Source organism: Burkholderia sp. BKH01 (genome assembly GCF_025685725.1).
GTDB classification, from domain to species: Bacteria; Pseudomonadota; Gammaproteobacteria; order Burkholderiales; family Burkholderiaceae; genus Burkholderia; species Burkholderia pyrrocinia_C.
Genome location: NZ_JAOTQT010000002.1, coordinates 287,695 through 307,837 on the forward strand (window position 1 = coordinate 287,695; position 20,143 = coordinate 307,837).

The following is a 20,143-nucleotide window of genomic DNA, read 5'->3' on the forward strand; positions in this document are numbered from 1 at the left end:
GGCGCAAGCGCCGCGGGTTCGTTTCGAGAGGTCTGATTTGTCCATGCAATCTTCCCGTCAGGGTCCGGCCGCTGCGCCGATCTCGCCAGCGGCCCGCAAGCGCGGCCGCTGGATGCTCGTGCTGCTCGGTCTCGTGTGCGCGGCGCCGATGCTCGCGTCGTACTTCACCTATTACGTGATCAAGCCGAAGGGCGGTTCGACGAACTACGGCACGCTGATCGAGCCGCAGCGGCCGATCCCGGCCGATCTGCAAGTCACCGACGAAACCGGCAAGACCGTGCCGCTGTCGTCGCTGCGCGGCGTGTGGCTGTTCGTGATGACCGACCGCAGCGCGTGCGACGACGCATGCGCGCAGAAGCTCTATTTCATGCGCCAGATCCGCGTCACGCAGGCTGGCGAACGGCACCGGATCACGATGGTGTGGCTGCGCAGCGATGCGGGCGCGATGCCGCAGAAGGTGCTGGAAGCCTATCCTGACACGCGCCGGCTCGTCGCCGAGCCGGCCGCGGTGGCCGCGTGGCTGCCGGCCGACGTCGGCACGAAGGACAGCGACCACATCTACATGGTCGACCCGAACGGCAACCTGATGATGCGCTTCCCGAAAGACCCGAATCCCAGCAAGATCAAGTCGGACGTGACGAAGCTGCTGAAGTGGTCGAGCATCGGCTAAGGCAAGAGAGCGAGGCACCATTCCGATGTCGTATCTATTGCAACTCGGCCTGATCGGCTTCTGCATCGCGCTGCTGCCGCTGTCGTACGTGTGGGTGAAGGCCGACGACGACAAGTTCCGCAAGCTCGTGTGGATCACCACGTTCCTGACCCTCGACCTGGTGATGTTCGGCGGTTTCACGCGGCTGACCGATTCGGGGCTCGGCTGCCCCGACTGGCCCGGCTGCTACGGCACGTCGTCGCCGTTCATCGCGCATGCCGCGATCACGGCCGCGCACCAGGCGATGCCGACGGGCCCCGTCAGCATGACGAAGGCGTGGATCGAGATGATCCACCGTTATTTCGCGATGGCGATCGGCGTGCTGATCATCGCGCAGGTCGTGATTGCATGGGCCGCGCGGCTGCGCCGCCGGCCGCTGCACGTGTCGCCGTGGTGGCCGACGAGCCTGCTGCTGCTGATTCTCGTGCAGGGCGCCTTCGGCGCGTGGACGGTCACGATGAAGCTGCAGCCCGTGATCGTCACGATCCACCTGCTGCTCGGCCTCGCGCTGCTCGGCACGCTCGGCTGGCTCGCGGCGCGGCAGACGCCGCTGCCGTCTCATGACCCGGAGGCCGGGCGCTATCGCGCGGCCGCGCTGGCGGCGCTCGTGCTGCTCGTCGTGCAGATCGCGCTCGGCGGCTGGGTGAGCACCAACTACGCGGTACTCGCGTGCACCGATTTCCCGACCTGCAACGGCCAGTGGATTCCGCCGATGGACTTCCAGCACGGCTTCCACCTGTGGCGCGCGCTCGGGATGACGAAGGACGGCGATGCGATCACGCAGGATGCGCTGGTCGCGATCCACTGGACGCACCGCACGTTCGCGTTCGTCGTGGTCGCGTACCTGGTCGCGTTCGCGCTGAAGATGCGCCGCTTCGAATCGCTGCGGCGGCCCGCGAACGGCGTGCTGCTGGTCGTCCTGCTGCAGTTCGTGACGGGCCTGACCAACATCGTGCTGCAGTGGCCGCTGCCGGTCGCCGTCGCGCACAACGGCGGTGCCGCGATCCTGCTGCTGCTCGTCGTCATGTTAAACTTTCGCATCCTTTCAAGCCGCCCCGGCCGTGTCGCGCAGCCTGCGCGCGACGCCGCCCCGGCGTGACCGCCCCCATGCAAAGCACCCTCTCCCAATCGCCCGGTAGCCGCTTTTCCCAGTACATGGCGCTGACGAAGCCGCGTGTCACGCAGCTCGCGGTGTTCTGCGCGGTGATCGGCATGTTCCTCGCGACGCCGGGCATGGTGCCCTGGCATGTGCTGATCGGCGGCACGGTCGGCATCTGGCTGCTGGCCGGCGCCGCATTCGCGATCAATTGCCTCGTCGAACAGAAGATCGACGCGATGATGCGCCGTACCGCATGGCGCCCGTCCGCGCGCGGCGAGATCACGACGCCGCAGATCCTGGTGTTCTCGGCCGTGCTCGGCAGCGCCGGCGCATGGACGCTCTACACGTTCACGAACCCGCTGACGATGTGGCTGACGATCGCGACGTTCGTCGGCTACGCGGTGATCTACACGCTGCTGCTCAAGCCGATGACGCCGCAGAACATCGTGATCGGCGGCGCGTCGGGCGCGATGCCGCCGGCGCTCGGGTGGGCCGCGGTCACCGGCGCGGTGCCCGGCGACGCGTGGATCCTCGTGCTGATCATCTTCGTGTGGACGCCGCCGCATTTCTGGGTGCTCGCGCTCTATCGCCGCAAGGATTACGAGAGCGCGGGGTTGCCGATGCTGCCCGTCACGCACGGCGAGAAGTTCACGCGGCTGCATATCCTGCTGTACACGGTGATCCTGTTCGCCGTCACGCTGATGCCGTTCATCTCCGGGATGAGCGGGGCCGTCTACCTGACGAGCGCGGTGCTGCTCGGCGCGGTGTTCCTCGCGTATGCGTGGAAGATCTACCGCGACTATTCGGACGAACTCGCCCGCAAGGCCTTCCGCTACTCGATCGTCTATCTGTCGCTGCTGTTCGCCGCGCTGCTCGTCGATCACTATGCACGCCCGCTGCTCGGCGTGTAACCGCACGGTTTGAACGCAATGCTCCATACACGGTTCGGGCGCCGAGCGCGCCAAGGCTGGATGCTCGCGTGCGCATTCGCGGCAGCGCTGCTGCTCGCCGGATGCGACAACGCGCCGAAATTCCAGAATCTCGACATCACCGGCAACACGCAGTTCGGCAGCGACTTCTCGCTGCCCGATACCGCCGGCAAGGTGCGCACGCTCGCCGAATTCAAGGGCCGTGCGGTCGTGATGTTCTTCGGCTATACGCACTGCCCGGACGTGTGCCCGACCACGATGGCCGAACTGTCCGAGGCGCTGAAGCAGCTCGGGCCCGATGCCGCGAAGCGCGTGCAGGTGCTGTTCGTCACCGTCGATCCGGAGCGCGACACGCCGGCGCTGCTCGGCCAGTACGTGCCCGCGTTCGATCCGTCGTTCATCGGCTTGCGGCCGGCCGACGAAGCGGCGCTGAAGAAGGTCACGAAGGATTTCCGCGTGTACTACGCGAAGGTGCCCGGCAAGGCACCCGGCAGCTACACGATGGATCACACTGCCGCGAGCTATGTGTTCGATCGCGACGGCAAGCTGCGCCTGTTCGTGCGCGACGGCCAGGGCCCCGGCCCGTGGGTCCACGACCTGAAGCTGCTGGTCGACTGACCGGCATGCGTCGGGCGCCCGGCCCGGCGATCGTGTGACGGCCGTGTTGCGCCGTCATGCTTTCCCTCTTCCCCTTGTCATTGCATGTGCTGCCCGCCGAGCGGCGCGTCGGCACGCGCGTGCGTGCCATGCCGCGCAGGCGTCGCGTTACGGCAGTGCCGGCACGTTGAAGCCGGATGCGGCGCGCGTGATCCGGAATTCCGTCACGCGATACGTCGCGAGCCCCTCGGTGACGAACGGATCGGTCTTCAGGATCGCATCCAGCTCGTCGCGATCGATGCGGGCCGCGAGGATCACGCCGCCTTCGCGCGGCACCTTCGGCCCGGCCGCGATGAAGATGCCCTTGTCGAGCAGCGGCTGCAGATACGCACGGTGGCGTTCGAGCGCGTCGTCGATGCGCTCGAGCGATGCTGCGTAGTGGATGTCGATGACGTACATGGATGGCCCCGGAATGGCGCCGGCGCTTCGCGCGCCGGCAAGCCGGTCTTTTTAGCACAGCGGATGCAGGCTGTCGCGCCGGCGGGTGCGTTGCGGGGCGACGGCGCCGGCGGCCCGTCGCCGCGCCGGGCCGGCGAATGGGCGGTCGAACCCGCGTTCGGCAAGAAGGCGACCGGCGAAGCGGTGGAGGCGTGACACGGGCTGGTTGATGCGCGCCACGCGCCACACGTAAACGCAACTAACGGCCAGATCGCGCGTCGTTCGCCAGCACCGCTGCGGTGCATACCCATATGAGCGGGATGTATTTCACTTCCCGCCGATCCTGTGACACCATTTGCCCCTTCCTGCGAGTCGGGACATACCCGCATCGCACCCCATTTCCAGTAAGCAAGAAAGCGAGAAACAGATGAAGCGTCGCAGTCTCCTGAAGGTATTTTCCGTGCTGGCCGCCGGTGCAGCGCTGACGCTGTCGGCGGGCGCGCACGCCGAGGACAAGGTGATCAAGGTCGGCACGGTCGCCGGCCCGGATGCGGAAGTGTGGCAGCTCGTGCAGAAGGTCGCGAAGGAGAAGGAAGGCCTGAACGTGAAGGTCATCGAGTTCAACGACTACGTGCAGCCGAACGCGGCGCTCGACTCGGGCGACCTCGACGCGAACAGCTTCCAGCACCAGCCCTACCTCGACAGCCAGGTGAAGCAGCGCGGCTACAAGATCGTCAGCGCGGGCCTGACCTACATCTCGCCGATCGGCGTGTACTCGAAGAAGTTCAAGTCGCTGAAGGACCTGCCGCAAGGCGCGAAGCTCGCGGTGCCGAACGATCCGTCGAACGAGAACCGCGCCCTGCTGCTGCTGCAGACGCAAGGCGTGATCAAGCTGAAGTCGGGCGCCGGCACGGGCGGCAACAACGCGACGGTGCTCGACATCGCCGAGAACCCGAAGAAGCTGAAGATCTCCGAACTCGACGCCGCGCAACTGCCGCGCGTGCTGTCGGACGTCGACGCGGCCGTGATCAATACGAACTACGCGCTGGCCGCGAACCTGCAGCCGACCAAGGATGCGATCGCGCTCGAAGCGCTGACGAGCCCGTATGCGAACCTGATCGCCGTGCGCGCGAAGGACAAGGACCAGCCGTGGGTGAAGAAGCTGGTCAAGGCTTACCAGTCGCCGGAAGTGAAGGAATTCATCAAGAAACAGTTCAAGGGCTCGATGGTCGCGTCGTTCTGAACGCCGCACACCGGTCGGACCGCTGAACGAAAAGGGCCTGCATCGCGCAGGCCCTTTTTCATTGGTTCGGCCGACGGACGGCCGCGCGGTGCGCCGCGTTCAACGCCGGATTACATCTCGCCGCGCCGCGAGCAGATCGCCATGATCTGCTGGATCGCGTAGTTGTCGCGCACGCCCGGCAGCGACTGCACGACACACTCGTGAAAGCGCCGCTCGCGCGGCAGCAGCATCGCGTTGTTGCGGTACAGCGCGTCGCAGGAGCGCTGGATCAACTGAGCCGCCGCGCCGTTGCGGCTTTCGCGCAGCGCGCCGAGCATGCAGTCGTCGTATTGCGCATAGCCGTCGGTCAGCGCGAATGCCGCGCCCGGCAGCGCCAGCGCGACGGCCGCGAATGCGATTGCGCGGACTCCCCGTTTCATGGGCCCTCCGATGGAGTGGATTGGGTCGGCCGACAGCATAACGTAAAGCCGTCAACGCGGCTGACGCGTTGTGGCGATGTTGGCTGGAACCGCCGCCGGCCGGGCTTCGCGCGCGGTTGCGGGCACCGGCGAGCGGCGCAATCCGGCGCGCCGGGCGAAAGCGCGGAGTCAGGCGGTGGTCTGCGGAAATGGTATCCTCGTGCGTTCGCCGCTGCGCGCCTTCCCGGGGTGTGCTCGGGCCGGTCGCCGCCGAGTTTTGAGCGCGACGGCGCCCGCCTGACGGCGGCGGGAATCCATCATCCAGAACCGACACAATACGGGGGAGACTCACCCATGAAGCGATTCAAGACTTTCGCGATCCGTTCGATCACGGCCGGCGTGGCCACGCTCGCGCTGGCAGGCGCCGCGCACGCACAGACCGTCAAGGTGCTGTCGATCGTCGATCACCCGGCGCTCGACGCGATCCGCGACGGCGTGCGCGCCGAACTGAAGGCGGAAGGCTACGGCGACGACAAGCTCAAGTGGGAATACCAAAGCGCGCAGGGCAACACGGGCACGGCCGCGCAGATCGCGCGCAAGTTCGTCGGCGACAAGCCCGACGTGATCGTCGCGATCGCGACGCCGGCCGCACAGTCGGTCGTCGCGGCGACGAAGAGCGTGCCGGTCGTCTATTCGGGCGTGACCGATCCGGTCGCCGCGCAGCTCGTGAAGGGCTGGGGCCCGTCGGGCACCAACGTGACGGGCGTGTCCGACAAGCTGCCGCTCGATCGCCAGGTCGCGCTGATCAAGCGCGTCGTGCCGAATGCGAAGACGGTCGGCATGGTCTACAACCCGGGCGAGGCGAATTCGGTCGTCGTCGTGAAGGAGCTCAAGGAGATCCTCGCGAAGCAGGGGATGACGCTGAAGGAAGCGGCCGCACCGCGCACCGTCGACATCGGCCCGGCCGCGAAGAGCCTGATCGGCAAGGTCGACGTGATCTACACGAACACCGACAACAACGTCGTGTCCGCGTACGAAGCGCTCGTGAAGGTCGCGAACGAAGCGAAGATCCCGCTCGTCGCAGGCGATACCGACAGCGTGAAGCGCGGCGGCATCGCGGCGCTCGGCATCAACTACGGCGACCTCGGCCGCCAGACGGGCAAGGTCGTCGCACGCATCCTGAAGGGCGAGAAGCCGGGCGCGATCGCGTCGGAGACGAGCAGCAACCTCGAACTGTTCGCGAACACGGGCGCGGCCGCGAAGCAGGGCGTCACGCTGGCGCCGGATCTCGTCAAGGAAGCGAAGACGGTCATCAAGTAAGCCGCGGCCCGACCGCGCGCTTGCGGGCCCGATCCGGGCCTGAACGACACCGCCGGACGGGCGGCTCCCACCCGGGGCCGCCCGTTCGCTTCACCCGGCCGTACACGTCCGGCCGGGAAGCAACAGGATTTCCCCATCATGTCTCTGTTCTCGTTTCTGGGCGCGCTGGAGATCGGCCTGATCTTCAGTCTCGTCGCCCTCGGGGTGCTGATCTCGTTTCGCATCCTCAACTTCCCCGATCTCACCGTCGACGGCAGTTTTCCGCTCGGCGGCGCCGTCGCCGCGACGCTGATCTCGGCCGGCTACGACCCGTTCTCCGCGACGGTGCTCGCGATCGTCGCGGGCGCGCTGGCCGGCTTCATCACCGGTTGGCTCAACGTGCGCCTGAAGATCATGGATCTGCTCGCCAGCATCCTGATGATGATCGCGCTGTATTCGGTGAACCTGCGGATCATGGGCCGGCCGAACGTGCCGCTGATCACCGAGCCGACGCTGTTTACCGTGCTGCAGCCCGACTGGATGCCGGACTACGTGCTGCGCCCGGCGCTGCTCGCGATCGTCGTCGTGGTCGCGAAGCTCGGCCTCGACTGGTTCTTCTCGTCGCAGCTCGGCCTCGCGATGCGCGCGACCGGCGCGAACCCGCGGATGGCGCGTGCGCAAGGCATCGCAACCGGCCGCGCGACGCTTGCCGGGATGGCGCTGTCGAACGCGCTCGTCGCGCTCGCAGGCGCCTTGTTCGCGCAGACGCAGGGCGGCGCGGACATCTCGATGGGGATCGGTACGATCGTGATCGGGCTGGCCGCGGTGATCATCGGCGAGACGCTGCTGCCCGCGCGCCGGCTGGTGCTGACGACGCTCGCCGTCGTGCTCGGCGCGATCGTCTACCGCTTCTTCATCGCGCTCGCGCTGAACAGCGAATTCATCGGCCTGAAGGCGCAGGATCTGAACCTCGTGACGGCCGCGCTCGTCACGATCGCGCTGGTGCTGCCGGCGACGCGCAAGAAGCTGTTCGCGCGCAAGAACGGAGGGGCATGACATGCTGTCCGCACAAGACCTGAAACTCACGTTCAATCCCGGCACGCCGATCGAGACGCGCGCGCTGCGCGGGCTGTCGCTCGAGATTCCCGACGGCCAGTTCGTCGCGGTGATCGGCTCGAACGGCGCCGGCAAGTCGACCTTCCTCAATGCGGTCAGCGGCGACCAGCGCGTCGATTCGGGGCGCATCGCGATCGATGGCGCGGACGTCACGCGCCAGCCAGCGTGGGACCGCGCGCACCTCGTCGCGCGCGTGTTCCAGGATCCGATGGCCGGCACCTGCGAGGCGCTGACGATCGAGGAGAACATGGCGCTCGCGATGGCGCGCGGCGTGCGGCGTGGCTTCCGGGCCGCGCTCGACCGTCCGTCGCGCGAGCTGTTCCGCGACAAGCTGCGGCTGCTGAACCTCGGTCTCGAGAACCGGCTGACCGACCGGATCGGGCTGCTGTCGGGCGGCCAGCGGCAGGCCGTGAGCCTGCTGATGGCGTCGCTGCGGCCGTCGCGGATCCTGCTGCTCGACGAGCACACGGCCGCGCTTGACCCGAAGACGGCCGCGTTCGTGCTGGAGCTGACCGCGCGCATCGTCGCCGAGAGCCGGCTGACGACGATGATGGTCACGCACAGCATGCGGCAGGCGCTCGACTACGGCGACCGCACGGTGATGCTGCACCAGGGGCAGGTCGTGCTCGACGTGTCGGGCGACGCGCGCAAGGGGCTCGACGTGCCGGACCTGCTGCAGATGTTCGAGAAGGTGCGGCACGAGCAGCTCGACAACGACGCGTTGTTGCTGGGGTGACGTGACGGGCGGCACGCGGCGAGCCGGCGCGATGCGGTGCTGCATCGTGCCGGTTTGCGTGAGGGTTCGCGTGCCGATCCGGCCGGGCGATTCGGCCCGCGTGCGTCGCATCGGGCCGGATGGTCGTGGCGGCGGGCGTGCGGGCGGCATGATCCTGCCACGCCCGAGCCGGCGCGCCGTAACATGACGGGCGCGCCGGCTTTCCCCCTGTTTTTCATCTGACAAAAACCGATGTCGCACCGGTGCTGTGCGACGCGAGCGCATTGCCATATACTGTATATCCATACAGTTGTGGGTGGCGTCATGCTCGCATCCTCCATTTCTCCCGAATCCCTTCATCCGTCGCTCTGGCGAGGCTCGCAGCTCGCGCGCGGCGGCCCGCGCACGATCGATACCGGCTTCGCGCCGCTGTCCGCCGAGCTGCCGGGCGGCGGCTGGCCGGTCGGCGGGCTCGTCGAGCTGCTGGCCGCGCAGCCGGGCTGCGGCGAGATGCGGCTGCTCGCGCCCGCGCTTGCACGCACCGTCAGCACCCGGCGTCCGCTCGCGCTCGTCGCGCCGCCGCAATCGCCGCATGCGACCGCGCTCGCCAGCCTCGGCGTGCCGGCCGACGCGCTGCTGTGGCTGCGCGCCGGCAGTCGCACGGATGCATTGTGGGCCGCCGAGCAGGCGCTCAGGACCGGCTGTTGCGGCGCGCTGCTGCTCTGGCAGGACGCACGGTCCGATGCGCTGCGGCGCCTGCATCTCGCGGCCGCGCGCACGGGCGACACGCTGTTCGTGATGCTGCGCCCGCTGTCGGCCGCGCGGCAGCCGTCGCCGGCCGTGCTGCGCGTCGCGCTGCATCCCGTGCCGGGCGGCGTGTCGCTCGACATCGTCAAGCGTCGCGGGCCCGCGTGCGGCGAGCCGCTCGTGCTCGACCTGCCGTCGCCCATCGTGGAGAGTCGTTATGCGCGTCTTGCTCGGCATCCATCTGCCGCGCCTGCCGCTCGACGTGTGCGCCCCGCAGCCGTCTGACGCAGCGGCCGGCGGCGCCGGCTGCGCGGTGCTCGAGCAGGGCGTCGTGCTGATCGCCGATGCGGCCGCACGCCGGCAAGGCGTGCGCGCGGGCATGAAGCGCGGCGGCGTGCTGACGCTCGCGCCCGAGACGCAGCTCGTCGAACGCGATCCCGCGCGCGAGGCCGATGCGCAACGCGCGGTCGCGCTCGCGTTGCTGCGCTTCTCGCCGTGCGTCGCGCTCGACGACGAAGCCACGCTGATCGTCGACGTCGGCCCGAGCCTGCGCCTGTTCGGCGGCCTGCCGTCGCTGTGCCGCCAGGTGCGCGCGACGCTCGCGGCGCTTGGTTATGCTGCGCGCCTGTCCGCCGCGCCGACCGGGCGCGGCGCGTGGCTGCTCGCGCGTGTCTCGGCCCGCGCGCGGATCCGGCGCCGGGTGGCCGCTCCTGCGTCGCTGGTTCGCGCGCTCGACGGGCTGCCCTGCGTGCTGCTGCCCGATGCGCGTCCGTATGCGGGCTGGTTCGACGGCCTCGGTTGCCGCACGCTCGCCGATCTGCGCCGCCTGCCGCGCGCGGGGCTGCAGCGCCGCTGCGGTCCCGCGCTGCTGGCAGCGCTCGATCGCGCGTACGGCGATGCGGTCGAGCCGCTTGCGTGGATGGCGGTGCCGCCCGTGTTCGACGTGCGGCTCGAATTGCCGGAGCGCGTCGAATACGCGGAAGCCGTGCTGTTCGCCGCGCGGCGGCTCGTCGTGCAGCTCTGCGGCTGGCTGGCCGCGCGGCAACTGTCGCTGGCCGCGATGGCGTTCGAGCTCGAGCACGAGCGCGGCCGCCAGGCCGTGCCGCCGACGCCGCTCGAACTCGCGTTCGCCGCACCCGTGCGCGACGAGGCGCACTTCATGCGGCTGCTCGGCGAGCGGCTCGCGCGCGTCGAGTTGCCGGCCGCGGTGATCGCGGTGCGCCTGAAAGCCACGCGCGTCGAATCGGTCGCGCCGCCGGCCGACGATCTGTTTCCCGAGCCGGGCAGCACGCGCGAGACGCGTGCGCGGCTGTTCGAGTTGCTGGTCGCGCGGCTCGGCGCGGAGAACGTGCTGCGCGCGGCGCCCGTCGCCGATCACCGGCCCGAGGCCGCGAACCGCTGGCTTCCGCTCGATGCGCCGGCCGGCAAGCCGGCCGCTGGTCCGCCGGCCGTGCCGCCGCGTCCCGCGTGGCTGCTGGCCGAGCCGCTGCCGTTGCTGATGCGCGGGGAGCGGCCGGTATTTCATACGCCGCTCAGGATGATGTCGTCGGTGGAACGGATCGAGGCAGGGTGGTTCGATGGTCAGCTCGCTGCGCGCGATTACTGCGTTGCGCAGGACGAGGCCGGTGCGTGCTACTGGGTATTCAAGGAGCGGGCGGGGAGCGAGTCCGAGCCGCGCTGGTTCCTGCACGGCCTGTTCGGGTGAACGGCGATGGTTGCGGAATTCAGTTGGCTGCCCGATTACGCGGAGTTGTTCTGCCGCTCGAACTTCTCGTTCCTGCATGGCGCGTCGCATGCGGATGAACTGGTCGAGCGCGCGTTCGACCTCGGTTATCGCGGGATCGCGATCACCGACGAATGCTCGCTCGCGGGCGCGCCGCGGATGCATGTCGCGGCGAAGGCGAAAGGGCTGCCGCTCGTCATCGGTTCGTATTTCGAAGTCACACCGGATGAAGTCGCACCAGGCCACGATCCTGGCCCCGGCGCGTTCGGGCTCGTGCTGCTCGCGCAGAACCGCGAGGGTTACGGCAACCTGTCCGAGCTGATTTCGTGGCGGCGGATGGCATCGCCGAAGGGCACGTACCGACTGACGTCGAGGATGCTGTCGGTGCCGCCCGAGGAGTTTGCGCACTTGCGCGGAATACCCGACTGCTTCGCGATTCTCGTGCCCACGTATCCGGTGCGTGCGGATGTGCTCGATGCGCAGGTCGCATGGTTTCGCGCGACATTCGGCGAGCGTGCGCGGCTAGGGCTCGTGCAGTTGCAGCGCGCGCTGGACGGTGCGCAACGCGAGGAGATTCGTGCGGCCGGCACGCGGCGCGGCGTGCGCATCGTTGCGCTTGGCGACGTGACGATGCACCGGCGCTCGTGCAAGGCGTTGCAGGACGTGATGACGGCGATCCGCGTCGGGATGCCGGTTTCGGAATGCGGCTATGCGCTCGCGCCGAATGCCGAACAGCACCTGCGTTCGCGACAGCGTATCGGGCAACTGTTTTCGCCTGAAGAGATCGCGGAAACGTGCGCGATTCTCGATGCGTGTCATTTCGAACTCGATTCGCTGCGCTACGAGTATCCCGACGAAATCGTGCCGAAGGGGCACACGCCGGCGAGCTACCTGGAACAGGAAACCGAGGCAGGGGCGGCCGGGCGTTATCCGCGGGGTATTCCGCAGAAAGTGGCGAAGCAGATCCGGTATGAACTCGACCTGATCGCGAAGCTGAGCTACGAACCGTTCTTCCTGACCGTGTACGACATCGTCAAATACGCGCGCAGCCAGAACATTCTGTGCCAGGGACGCGGCTCGGCAGCGAATTCGGTCGTCTGTTTCTGCCTCGGCATCACCGAGGTCGATCCCGATCAGAGCACGATGCTGTTCGAGCGTTTCATCAGCGAGGAGCGTGGCGAGCCGCCCGACATCGACGTATATAGAACCCTGTTTTCTACCGATGAGCGGCACGCTTGCCTGTCAGCCTTTTGTCTCGGTACTCCACCTCCTTAGATGAATCGGTAGATATACCGAATCAATCGGGATAGCGCGAAAGAGCATCGTTTTCCAGGACGTCGGCCCCACGATGCGCCAGGATGTCTGGCGGATGCCTTGTTCGATGGAAATGTTCCGCATCGGTTGTACATCTCATGAACACATTGCCTCTCTCGTTGCCGGCATATGCCGAACTCTTCTGCTTGTCGAACTTCACCTTCTTGGAGGGGGCTTCCCATGCGGAGGAGTTGGTCAAGCGAGCCGCTCAGCTGGGTTACTCCGGGATTGCCATCACGGACGAATGCTCTTTGGCGGGGGTTGTACGGGCGCATGTAGCGGCCAAGGACCTAAATTTTCCGTTGGTCATCGGGTCGTACTTCAAACTGACTCAGGCCGATTCGTCTCCTGCCCTTGACCTAATCTTGCTGGCCCAGAACCGCGAAGGGTATGGCAATCTGTCCGAGCTCATCACGCTGGCACGCATGCGATCACCCAAAGGTGGGTATCGCCTCACGCCTCAGGATTTCTTGAAACCGGAGAAGGCGTATGCCCATCTGAGAGGCATGCCAGGGTGCCTCGCGATCCTGATTCCCAAGTTCCCCGCGAAACCGGAAGCGCTGGACGCTCAAGTTGAATGGCTGTTGGAGACGTTCCCAGGGCGTGCATGGGTCGGCCTATGTCTGCATCAGCGCGCAATGGACAATCCCCATGCTGGTGTTGTCGAGCACATAGCGTATGGCAACGGTGTCCCAGTCGTTGCGGTCGGGCATGTAACCATGCATGTCCGTTCCCGGAAGCCGCTGCAGGACACAATGACGGCGATCCGTATAGGCAAGCCCGTCGCAGAATGCGGCTATGAGCTTGCACCGAATGCCGAGCAGCATCTGCGGTCGCGGATGCGCTTGGCGCATCTCCATCATCCAAACGCGTTACACGAGACGGTCGCGATTCTTTCACGTTGCGGGTTCTCGCTCGATGAGTTGCGTTACGAGTACCCCGATGAACTAGTGCCGGCTGGGCTCACACCAACTGAATATCTGCGACAGGAAACATACATTGGAGCGCATCGTCGCTTCTCGAGCGGCATCCCTCTCAACGTGCAGACGCAGCTCGAACATGAGCTCGAACTCATCACGGACTTGAGCTACGAGCCATATTTTTTGACGGTGTACGACATCGTCAAATTTGCGCGCAACGAAGGAATTCTTTGTCAGGGACGTGGGTCAGCAGCCAATTCTGCGGTCTGTTATTGCCTTGGCATAACGGAGGTGGACCCTGCGCGATCGACGATGCTGTTTGAACGATTCATCAGCCGGGAACGCAATAGTCCACCCGACATAGATGTCGATTTCGAGCATCAAAAGAGAGAAATCGTCATGCAATACATCTATCGAAAGTATGGGCGTGACCGCGCAGCTATCGCTGCCGCGGTATCGACATACCGTGCGCGAGGTGTGCTTCGGGACGTAGGGAAAGCAGTCGGTGTTGATGCTCAGATTGTCGATCGAGTTGCCAAGGCGCATCACTGGTTCGACGGCACCGCAGATTTACTTGAGCGATTTTCAGAGTCAGGGCTTGATCCATCAGCACCCATCATTCAAACGTGGGCATCGCTTGCCGCGCAGCTGCATGGTTTTCCTCGACATCTTTCCCAGCACTCCGGTGGCTTTGTGATCAGTCGAGGCAAGTTGTCACGCCTTGTACCGATCGAGAACGCGGCAATGCAGGACCGTAGCGTGATTCAGTGGGATAAGGATGACCTTGAGTCGCTCGGGTTGCTCAAAGTGGATGTGTTGGCGTTGGGAATGCTGAGCGTCATTCACCGTGCGCTTGACCTCATATCCCTGCACCGTGGTGAACCGTTTGAGATGCAGGATATCCCGTCAGAGGATCCGGAGACGTACGACATGATCTCGAACGCGGATACGGTTGGAGTATTCCAGATCGAGTCGAGAGCGCAACAGTCGATGTTGCCACGATTGAAGCCACGGACGTTCTACGACCTCGTGATTGAGGTGGCGATCGTGCGTCCTGGTCCGATTCAAGGCGGTGCTGTCCATCCGTATTTGAAGCGACGTCAAGGAATCGATCCGGTCAGCTATCCGAGCAAGGATCTGGAAACAGCACTAGCTCGAACGCTCGGCGTGCCGATCTTCCAGGAGCAAGTGATGCAGGTCGCAATTCTCGCGGCCGGTTTTTCTCCCGGGGAGGCGGACGGACTACGGCGCGCGATGGCAGCCTGGAAGCGCAAAGGCGGGCTGGAGCCCTATCACGATCGCCTGGTGAGCGGCATGTTGATACGAGGCTACGAAAGGGAATTTGCCGAGGCGATCTTTGCTCAGATAAAGGGGTTTGCCGACTATGGTTTCCCGGAAAGCCATGCGGCAAGCTTTGCGTTGCTTGTCTATGTCAGCAGCTGGTTGAAATGTCACGAGCCAGAGGCATTCCTTGTATCGTTACTGAATAGCCAGCCGATGGGGTTCTACTCGCCCTCACAGCTTATCCAGGATGCGAAACGTCATGGGGTTACGGTCTTGCCTGCAGACGTCGCGATCAGCAACTGGGAGTCGTCTCTGGAATATCCAGAAGCGGGGTGTCGTCCCGTTGTTCGGCTTGGTCTCTCTCTTCTGCATGGGATGCGAGCGGAGGCGGCTGATCGTATTGAAATGGCCCGAGCCGTTGAGCCGTTTTCGTCAACGATTGATCTGGCTCGGCGGGCTCAGTTGGATCGACATGATTTGCATGTTCTGGCTCGATCCGATGCGCTTGCGTCGCTGGCTGGCGGTCGTCGAAGTGCGCTGTGGGAATCCGTTGTCGCTGCTCCGGACAAGGATCTGCTTGCTTCAGCAAATGTGGTTGATGAAACACCTGATCTCGGATGGGCATCCGAAGGGGACGAGATACAGAGTGACTACCAGTCTATGGGGCTGACGCTGCGACGACACCCCCTAGCGTTGCTGCGTCCGATGCTACATGCGAAGAAGCTCATGCCGGCCGCTATGTTAAACACCTACCCAAACGGAAGGCTCGCGCGTGCATGTGGGTTGGTCACCGTACGACAGCGGCCGGGAACCGCGAAAGGCGTAATCTTCGTCACGCTTGAGGATGAAACAGGCAACGTGAACGTCATCATTTGGCCCGCGTTGCTGGAGAGACAACGTAAAGAAATACTTAGGGCTAGGTTGCTGGCGGTCTTGGGCGTATGGCAATGCGTCGACGGTGTACAGCATCTGGTCGCCAAGCGCGTTGTGGATTTGACGCATTTGCTAGGGGAGTTGCCAACGGTCAGTCGGAATTTTCACTAGTAGAAATTTTCCGAAAAGATATGCCCTATGCTGTATGTTTTCAACGTAGATGAGCGACAGCGAACCGCTCATCTTCAGCTGGTCAATCGCTAGGTAACCGTCTTGGCGACGTCTGCAGAAAGCAACTCTCTCGCTTTGACATAACGGCGAGCTAAGTACTGTTCAACGGGGGCTCGATGGTGGCTACACAAGAAAGCATATATGCCGACGTGTTTGACTGGGCGGTTGTCCGCCTGGCAACTTACTTTCCGGCGTCCGCCGGCCAGGCTCGGATACTCTTTGGCTCCGTTTCACTCCTCACAAAAGATCGTCCACGTCCGGCGTCTAGTAGAGGTGCCGATAGTTATAAGGTGGCGAGAGGCAAGAGCGGAAAGCTCTTCTTCAGACGTACCGTCCTAAGTGCACGCGAGGCTATTGCTTGGTACCGCAGCGTTGGTGCACATGGCATCACAACGCCAGTTCCTACAGATCCGAGCGAAGTCGAGGATGACAAGGACGGCATTCCACTCACGCTAACTACGTTTACGGATGACCCACCGTGGCCGTCCCTCGGGGTACCTTTAGGTACAGATCTGTTCTCAAGTGCTGGAGGTCCTGGCGACCCGGCACCATTCCGCGGCTCTGGATCGCCGCGCGTTCATCGTCGCTTTGGCGACAATACTGGGTTTGAAGCGGTCATTGCGGATGATGCCGCCGTTAGCTTTCTGAATCGCCGTCTTCATCTCGAGCTTGCCGACTACACCGAATATCTCGGTGGTCTGGCTCTTGTCGTTCCGGATCCCGTCCTGCGTCGCGTGCAACATTTTTTGGTCCCTGCACAGGATGCTGGTGGGACAGAGCGTGTCGTTTACCGCCTGGTGTCACGTCCAGGACAAAATTTTCGCGATTTGAAGCTGACCGTTATCGAACGGCGATCAAATCTGCTTTCACGGTTCCAAACCGTCGATGTTCCTGATGACGGACTTGTCACGGTGGAGAGTTCTATACCATTTGACCAAACTGGCTACGCCATCTCACACAACAGACAGGGTGTTATTGCATACCAACAGCCTGTTCCATTCCTTCGTGCGGTGACAGCTTCAATCGGTGTTACTGGTCGAAGAATAAAGATCCAAGCTCCTCGAGCAGAGTCACCACGTAGCGCAGTCGACAGTTACGAGTTCAACGAGATTGCGCACGAAATTCCGATTGCCGTTGGTGAGGGACGCCACGATGCGAACGTCCAAGTTGCCGTCGCTGAGCAACGTCGTGCTAGACGGAGCGCAGCCAAAAATCAGAAGCAGACTTGGTTCGATGATGGTCAGCGTGATGAGGCCTTGTCTTTTATACGCAGGCAGATTGCGAGAGCTCGATCATCTGTGATGGTTGCTGATCCGTATTTTGGTGCCCTTCAGATCTTTCAGTTTCTCCAAGCCGTCCCGCGGACTCAGATTGAATTCACGATACTTACGTCAAGGCTCGCATTCGAGAGCGAACGTATGGAGGTGGTTGATCCACGTCAAAGCGAAGCCCAGGGCTCACCCGCGTACTCGGCTGGTGCCTCAACGGAAATCGAGAAACTGAGGGGTTTCACCAACTCACTCGAGGCACTTCGAGCGCGAGGGATGAAAAGCGTCGCTGCGGTTGTTTTGAATGGGAGGCCACCTCCGCTTCACGACCGTTTCCTTGTGATCGATGACGAGGTTCTGTTCCTAGGTAACTCGCTCAACGCTCTAGGAGAACGTGCTTCACTCATCCTTAGTGTCCCTGATAGCGAGCCGATCCTTGCGAGGTTGCGTACCATGGTAAGCGTGGCGCTTCCCTTTGAAAAGTACGCCTTGCAGCGCGGCAGTACTGTTGCATCGCCTTCGCGAGGAGCTTAGCCGGTGCCATTACCTCAGCCACTTGTTGTCGATGCGGCTACGCCTGTTGTGCGTCCCGTTCCAGATCCACAAATCCTATGGCCGACGTTTCCCGGCTACGGCACAAATGGTGGGTCGGATTCTGGTGCGTTTCCCTCTCTTGTTGCGATCAAGGCTCGACGGGCCGCACGTCCCCCGGGATTCCTGGACGCGTTCGTCGAGGCGGTCTGGGCAGCTCAGGATCGCATTCTGATTCTCGACGATTTTCTATTCAAGGCGCTGGATGGTCAGTCACAACAGGTACGGTACGACCAGATTTTAGATTGGCTCCCAGACGGGCTTGTTGCGAATGACATTCGATTCCTGACCAATTCGCACGAAGATAAGGTAGAGCAGCAACAGATACAGGCGCAGTTCGCTACACGCATTGCTGCCATCAACCGATCCGCGTCTCATCGGGCTGGTATGGCGACGATCGAAATCCGATTTTCTCTCGGCAGTAAATTTCCATACGTGCATGATCGCTTTGCAATCGTCGACAACGAGCTCTGGCATTTTGGTGCTACGGTTGGAGGGCTTCATCACCTTGTGAACGCTGCTACACGTGGTTGGGACGCGATGGCGCATCAAGCTCTCCGTTTTTTCAACGACGCGTGGAACGGCGATGACGACATTTATCCGGGAGGTCGCCATGGTTGAGTGGCCGCAGGAGCGACAGCGTAGATTGGGTAGCATGGTTCAGGTTTCGCAGCGTCTCGCTGATATCCCGAATGATCTAGTTAGAGAAATACGGACCACGAGTGAATTTGATGAGCTGGTTCAGGCCGCGATTGATGCCTTCTCCCGCAGGCAGGACCCTGAGGTAGCTCTCGGCAATTTATCGACTCGCATCGACCGGTCCGAAGCGTTCGGAGGCTACGATGAGATTGTGCGGCATGCGATCTTGGCGATGGCCGGGGTAGAAGCGCTTCGCTCGATCCCCTCGCGAGAGATGTGGGAGTATCTCTGGTCACTTGCTTGGCATTCTTCCGCGCTTGAGCGCTATTTGCCCGAAGCTGTCATAGCAGCTTGCGACGACGGGTTTCGCGATCAGTTTTTTGAGATCGCGAAAAGAGTTGTGGCTGAGGCGATCGAAAACCCAGGGCGTCGGGCCATCGAGCGTGAGAGGTCCGTCGGGGCCAGTCGAAGAGAACACTGGAGAGACCGCCCTCAGCTCTCGGCGCTTTGGGGAGGACGCTTCGAACATAGCTTTCATGCCGTCGGGCGAGACGATGATCACGTTTTATTGATAGTCGCGGAGATTGACGTAGCGAAGTTCGTTCATTTGCTTGCCCTCTACGACTACCCCGATCCTGTCGCTCATGCATTGGTATGGTGTGGAGCACAATGGCGATTTGAGCGTTGGCGCGCCGTGACACTGGCGGCACCGGAAGCATTTGACGACCGTGCCGGATGGAACCAATCACTAATCCTGCCGCTCCTGTTAGAGATTGCTCGTGAACAGTTCCAGTTCGGTCTCGGTAACAACCCCACCCCGGAGCAAGTTGCCGACGCAACCGATGAAATCAGAGATCTTGCGGCGGAAGTCGCAAAGACTCTCTCACAACGTTCCGATGCGCAAGGCTGCGCGACGCGATGGGGGAATTGGCTTGTTCGAACTAGTGTCCCTGCCGTGTCGACTAACCCGATTCCGCATCCTAGTGATGCCGCTTCTCACGGTTTCATCGATGACGCACTTCTAGAGGCACTGATCTCTGAGATGCCAGGCAATCGCTGGAAGGCAGAACTTCCGCCAGACGTCGAAGCGTGGGAGCCATGGTGTCAGCTCGCGGTAGGTGCAATGGTGGCACTTGCTGGAAAGACTTCGATGCCGTCTCCGGGCAAATTTCTCGATGAATGGCACGTCTCGCTTGACCAATGGTCGGCCAGATATGGTGGTGGACTCCTACTCGCAGCTATTCCGTTTGAACTCACCACCCAGAGGGCCGATGGATACGGCGCCCGCCTACTTGCTATACCCTTGGTCGAGACCGATTCACCAGATGAGCTGTGGGAACGATTTTGGAGTTCGACCATATCGTTACGCGAAATCGTTGAATTCGGCGACGTAGATGAGGCTGATCCGAATGGTTGGCAAGGTCGCATCGACGCAGGTCGCCTTCTTATGCTTCAGTTTAGTATCGGTCTCATGATGCTGGATCATCTGATTATGCCGCTGCGTGCTCTTCCATATGAGCGGTCCTCGGTCATCGTCAATTTGCTTCCACGCCTCAACGAAGCGATTCGAGAAATGGCGGCGATTGATCAACTGAATGGAAGATTCTGGTCTGAATCGATCAGGCATCTCGCAATTCGTAGAGCAGCATGGCTTTCCAACAACGATGCATCTATCGGAATTACGATCAGTGCTGATGCTACGCCGAACCTATCAGACTTCATCCGTGCTTTGGCGGGCGACACCGAAAATCTTCTGGCTCTTGCTTGCGTCGCACAACAGAATCATGTCGATAAGGCTGTCATCGCGAAGGCATTTGTCGAGGCGGAAATCAATCTTCAGGCGGAGATCGAACTTGCTGAGCGCCTGTTGTCGATATCTCCACGAGCTATAGGCCTAGATAGAGCACAGATTGATACCGCACGCGAGATTGCACGCAGCGACCTGCCAAGTCAGCACTGACATTGGCATCGTTGACGAAGTGTATTGATGGGGGAAGCATGAAAAGTCGA

General features: G+C 63.1%; 17 protein-coding genes and 1 pseudogene. 16 read left to right on the top strand and 2 right to left on the bottom strand.

The features are described from left to right. Window positions 1-43 precede the first annotated feature (43 nt). The 4 genes from OEJ37_RS04285 to OEJ37_RS04300 are packed head-to-tail and all read left to right on the top strand — an operon-like array spanning window position 44 to window position 3,355. Window positions 44-670, top strand: a complete 627-nt coding sequence (locus OEJ37_RS04285; RefSeq protein ID WP_174421378.1) for an SCO family protein — start codon at window positions 44-46, stop codon at window positions 668-670. Window positions 671-695: 25 nt separating this feature from the next. Continuing rightward, window positions 696-1,808: a COX15/CtaA family protein gene (locus tag OEJ37_RS04290; RefSeq protein ID WP_174421379.1), complete on the top strand. Its 1,113-nt coding sequence runs from the start codon at window positions 696-698 to the stop codon at window positions 1,806-1,808. A gap of 8 nt (window positions 1,809-1,816) precedes the next feature. Further along, complete coding sequence (cyoE, locus tag OEJ37_RS04295) at window positions 1,817-2,719, top strand: heme o synthase (RefSeq protein WP_034179099.1); 903 nt, start codon at window positions 1,817-1,819, stop codon at window positions 2,717-2,719. 18 nt (window positions 2,720-2,737) lie between these two features. Then, window positions 2,738-3,355 carry an SCO family protein gene (locus tag OEJ37_RS04300; RefSeq protein ID WP_175919437.1) on the top strand — a complete coding sequence of 206 codons (618 nt, stop codon included), beginning with the start codon at window positions 2,738-2,740 and terminating at the stop codon, window positions 3,353-3,355. Window positions 3,356-3,502: 147 nt separating this feature from the next. Here OEJ37_RS04300 and OEJ37_RS04305 read toward each other — a convergent pair whose 3' ends face one another. Continuing rightward, window positions 3,503-3,793 (bottom strand): YciI family protein, encoded by a 291-nt coding sequence (locus OEJ37_RS04305; protein ID WP_174421381.1) that lies wholly within the window; start codon window positions 3,791-3,793, stop codon window positions 3,503-3,505. 63 nt (window positions 3,794-3,856) lie between these two features. Here OEJ37_RS04305 and OEJ37_RS04310 point away from each other — a divergent pair, with 63 nt between their 5' ends. After that, window positions 3,857-3,988, top strand: a complete 132-nt coding sequence (locus tag OEJ37_RS04310) for a hypothetical protein (RefSeq protein ID WP_263343289.1) — start codon at window positions 3,857-3,859, stop codon at window positions 3,986-3,988. A gap of 211 nt (window positions 3,989-4,199) precedes the next feature. Next, window positions 4,200-5,015: a MetQ/NlpA family ABC transporter substrate-binding protein gene (locus OEJ37_RS04315; RefSeq protein ID WP_263343290.1), complete on the top strand. Its 816-nt coding sequence runs from the start codon at window positions 4,200-4,202 to the stop codon at window positions 5,013-5,015. A gap of 110 nt (window positions 5,016-5,125) precedes the next feature. Here OEJ37_RS04315 and OEJ37_RS04320 read toward each other — a convergent pair whose 3' ends face one another. Beyond that, the gene (locus OEJ37_RS04320) at window positions 5,126-5,434 is read right to left on the bottom strand and encodes a VF_A0006 family four-cysteine protein (RefSeq protein ID WP_175919435.1); all 309 of its coding nucleotides are present in this window, start codon (window positions 5,432-5,434) and stop codon (window positions 5,126-5,128) included. Window positions 5,435-5,767: 333 nt separating this feature from the next. Here OEJ37_RS04320 and OEJ37_RS04325 point away from each other — a divergent pair, with 333 nt between their 5' ends. The 10 genes and pseudogenes from OEJ37_RS04325 to OEJ37_RS04370 all read left to right on the top strand — a co-directional run bounded on the left by OEJ37_RS04325 (window position 5,768) and on the right by OEJ37_RS04370 (window position 20,093). Next, a complete protein-coding gene (locus tag OEJ37_RS04325; protein WP_174421384.1) occupies window positions 5,768-6,733 on the top strand; it encodes an ABC transporter substrate-binding protein in 966 nt (321 codons plus the stop codon). Window positions 6,734-6,871: 138 nt separating this feature from the next. Then, complete coding sequence (locus OEJ37_RS04330) at window positions 6,872-7,768, top strand: ABC transporter permease (RefSeq protein ID WP_105393573.1); 897 nt, start codon at window positions 6,872-6,874, stop codon at window positions 7,766-7,768. A 1-nt stretch (window position 7,769) separates the two neighbouring features. Next, window positions 7,770-8,564, top strand: coding sequence for an ABC transporter ATP-binding protein (locus OEJ37_RS04335; protein WP_263343291.1), 795 nt, complete (start codon window positions 7,770-7,772; stop codon window positions 8,562-8,564). A 303-nt stretch (window positions 8,565-8,867) separates the two neighbouring features. Beyond that, window positions 8,868-9,575: a translesion DNA synthesis-associated protein ImuA gene (imuA, locus tag OEJ37_RS04340; protein WP_174421387.1), complete on the top strand. Its 708-nt coding sequence runs from the start codon at window positions 8,868-8,870 to the stop codon at window positions 9,573-9,575. After that, window positions 9,508-10,995, top strand: coding sequence for a Y-family DNA polymerase (locus OEJ37_RS04345; RefSeq protein WP_263343292.1), 1,488 nt, complete (start codon window positions 9,508-9,510; stop codon window positions 10,993-10,995). The genes imuA and OEJ37_RS04345 overlap by 68 nt, the downstream gene beginning before the upstream one ends. A 6-nt stretch (window positions 10,996-11,001) precedes the next feature. Continuing rightward, window positions 11,002-12,213: pseudogene (locus tag OEJ37_RS04350) on the top strand (PHP domain-containing protein); the annotation flags it as partial. A 212-nt stretch (window positions 12,214-12,425) separates the two neighbouring features. Continuing rightward, window positions 12,426-15,575 (top strand): error-prone DNA polymerase, encoded by a 3,150-nt coding sequence (locus OEJ37_RS04355; RefSeq protein WP_263343293.1) that lies wholly within the window; start codon window positions 12,426-12,428, stop codon window positions 15,573-15,575. 350 nt (window positions 15,576-15,925) lie between these two features. Then, entirely contained in the window at window positions 15,926-17,437 is a 1,512-nt protein-coding gene (locus OEJ37_RS04360; protein ID WP_263343294.1) for a VPA1262 family N-terminal domain-containing protein, read from the top strand. Between the two features lie 3 nt (window positions 17,438-17,440). Further along, window positions 17,441-18,115, top strand: a complete 675-nt coding sequence (locus tag OEJ37_RS04365; protein ID WP_263343295.1) for a hypothetical protein — start codon at window positions 17,441-17,443, stop codon at window positions 18,113-18,115. After that, on the top strand, window positions 18,081-20,093 hold the full coding sequence (locus tag OEJ37_RS04370) for a hypothetical protein (RefSeq protein WP_263343296.1): 2,013 nt from the start codon (window positions 18,081-18,083) through the stop codon (window positions 20,091-20,093). Before OEJ37_RS04365 ends, OEJ37_RS04370 begins: the two co-directional genes overlap by 35 nt. Window positions 20,094-20,143: the final 50 nt, after the last annotated feature.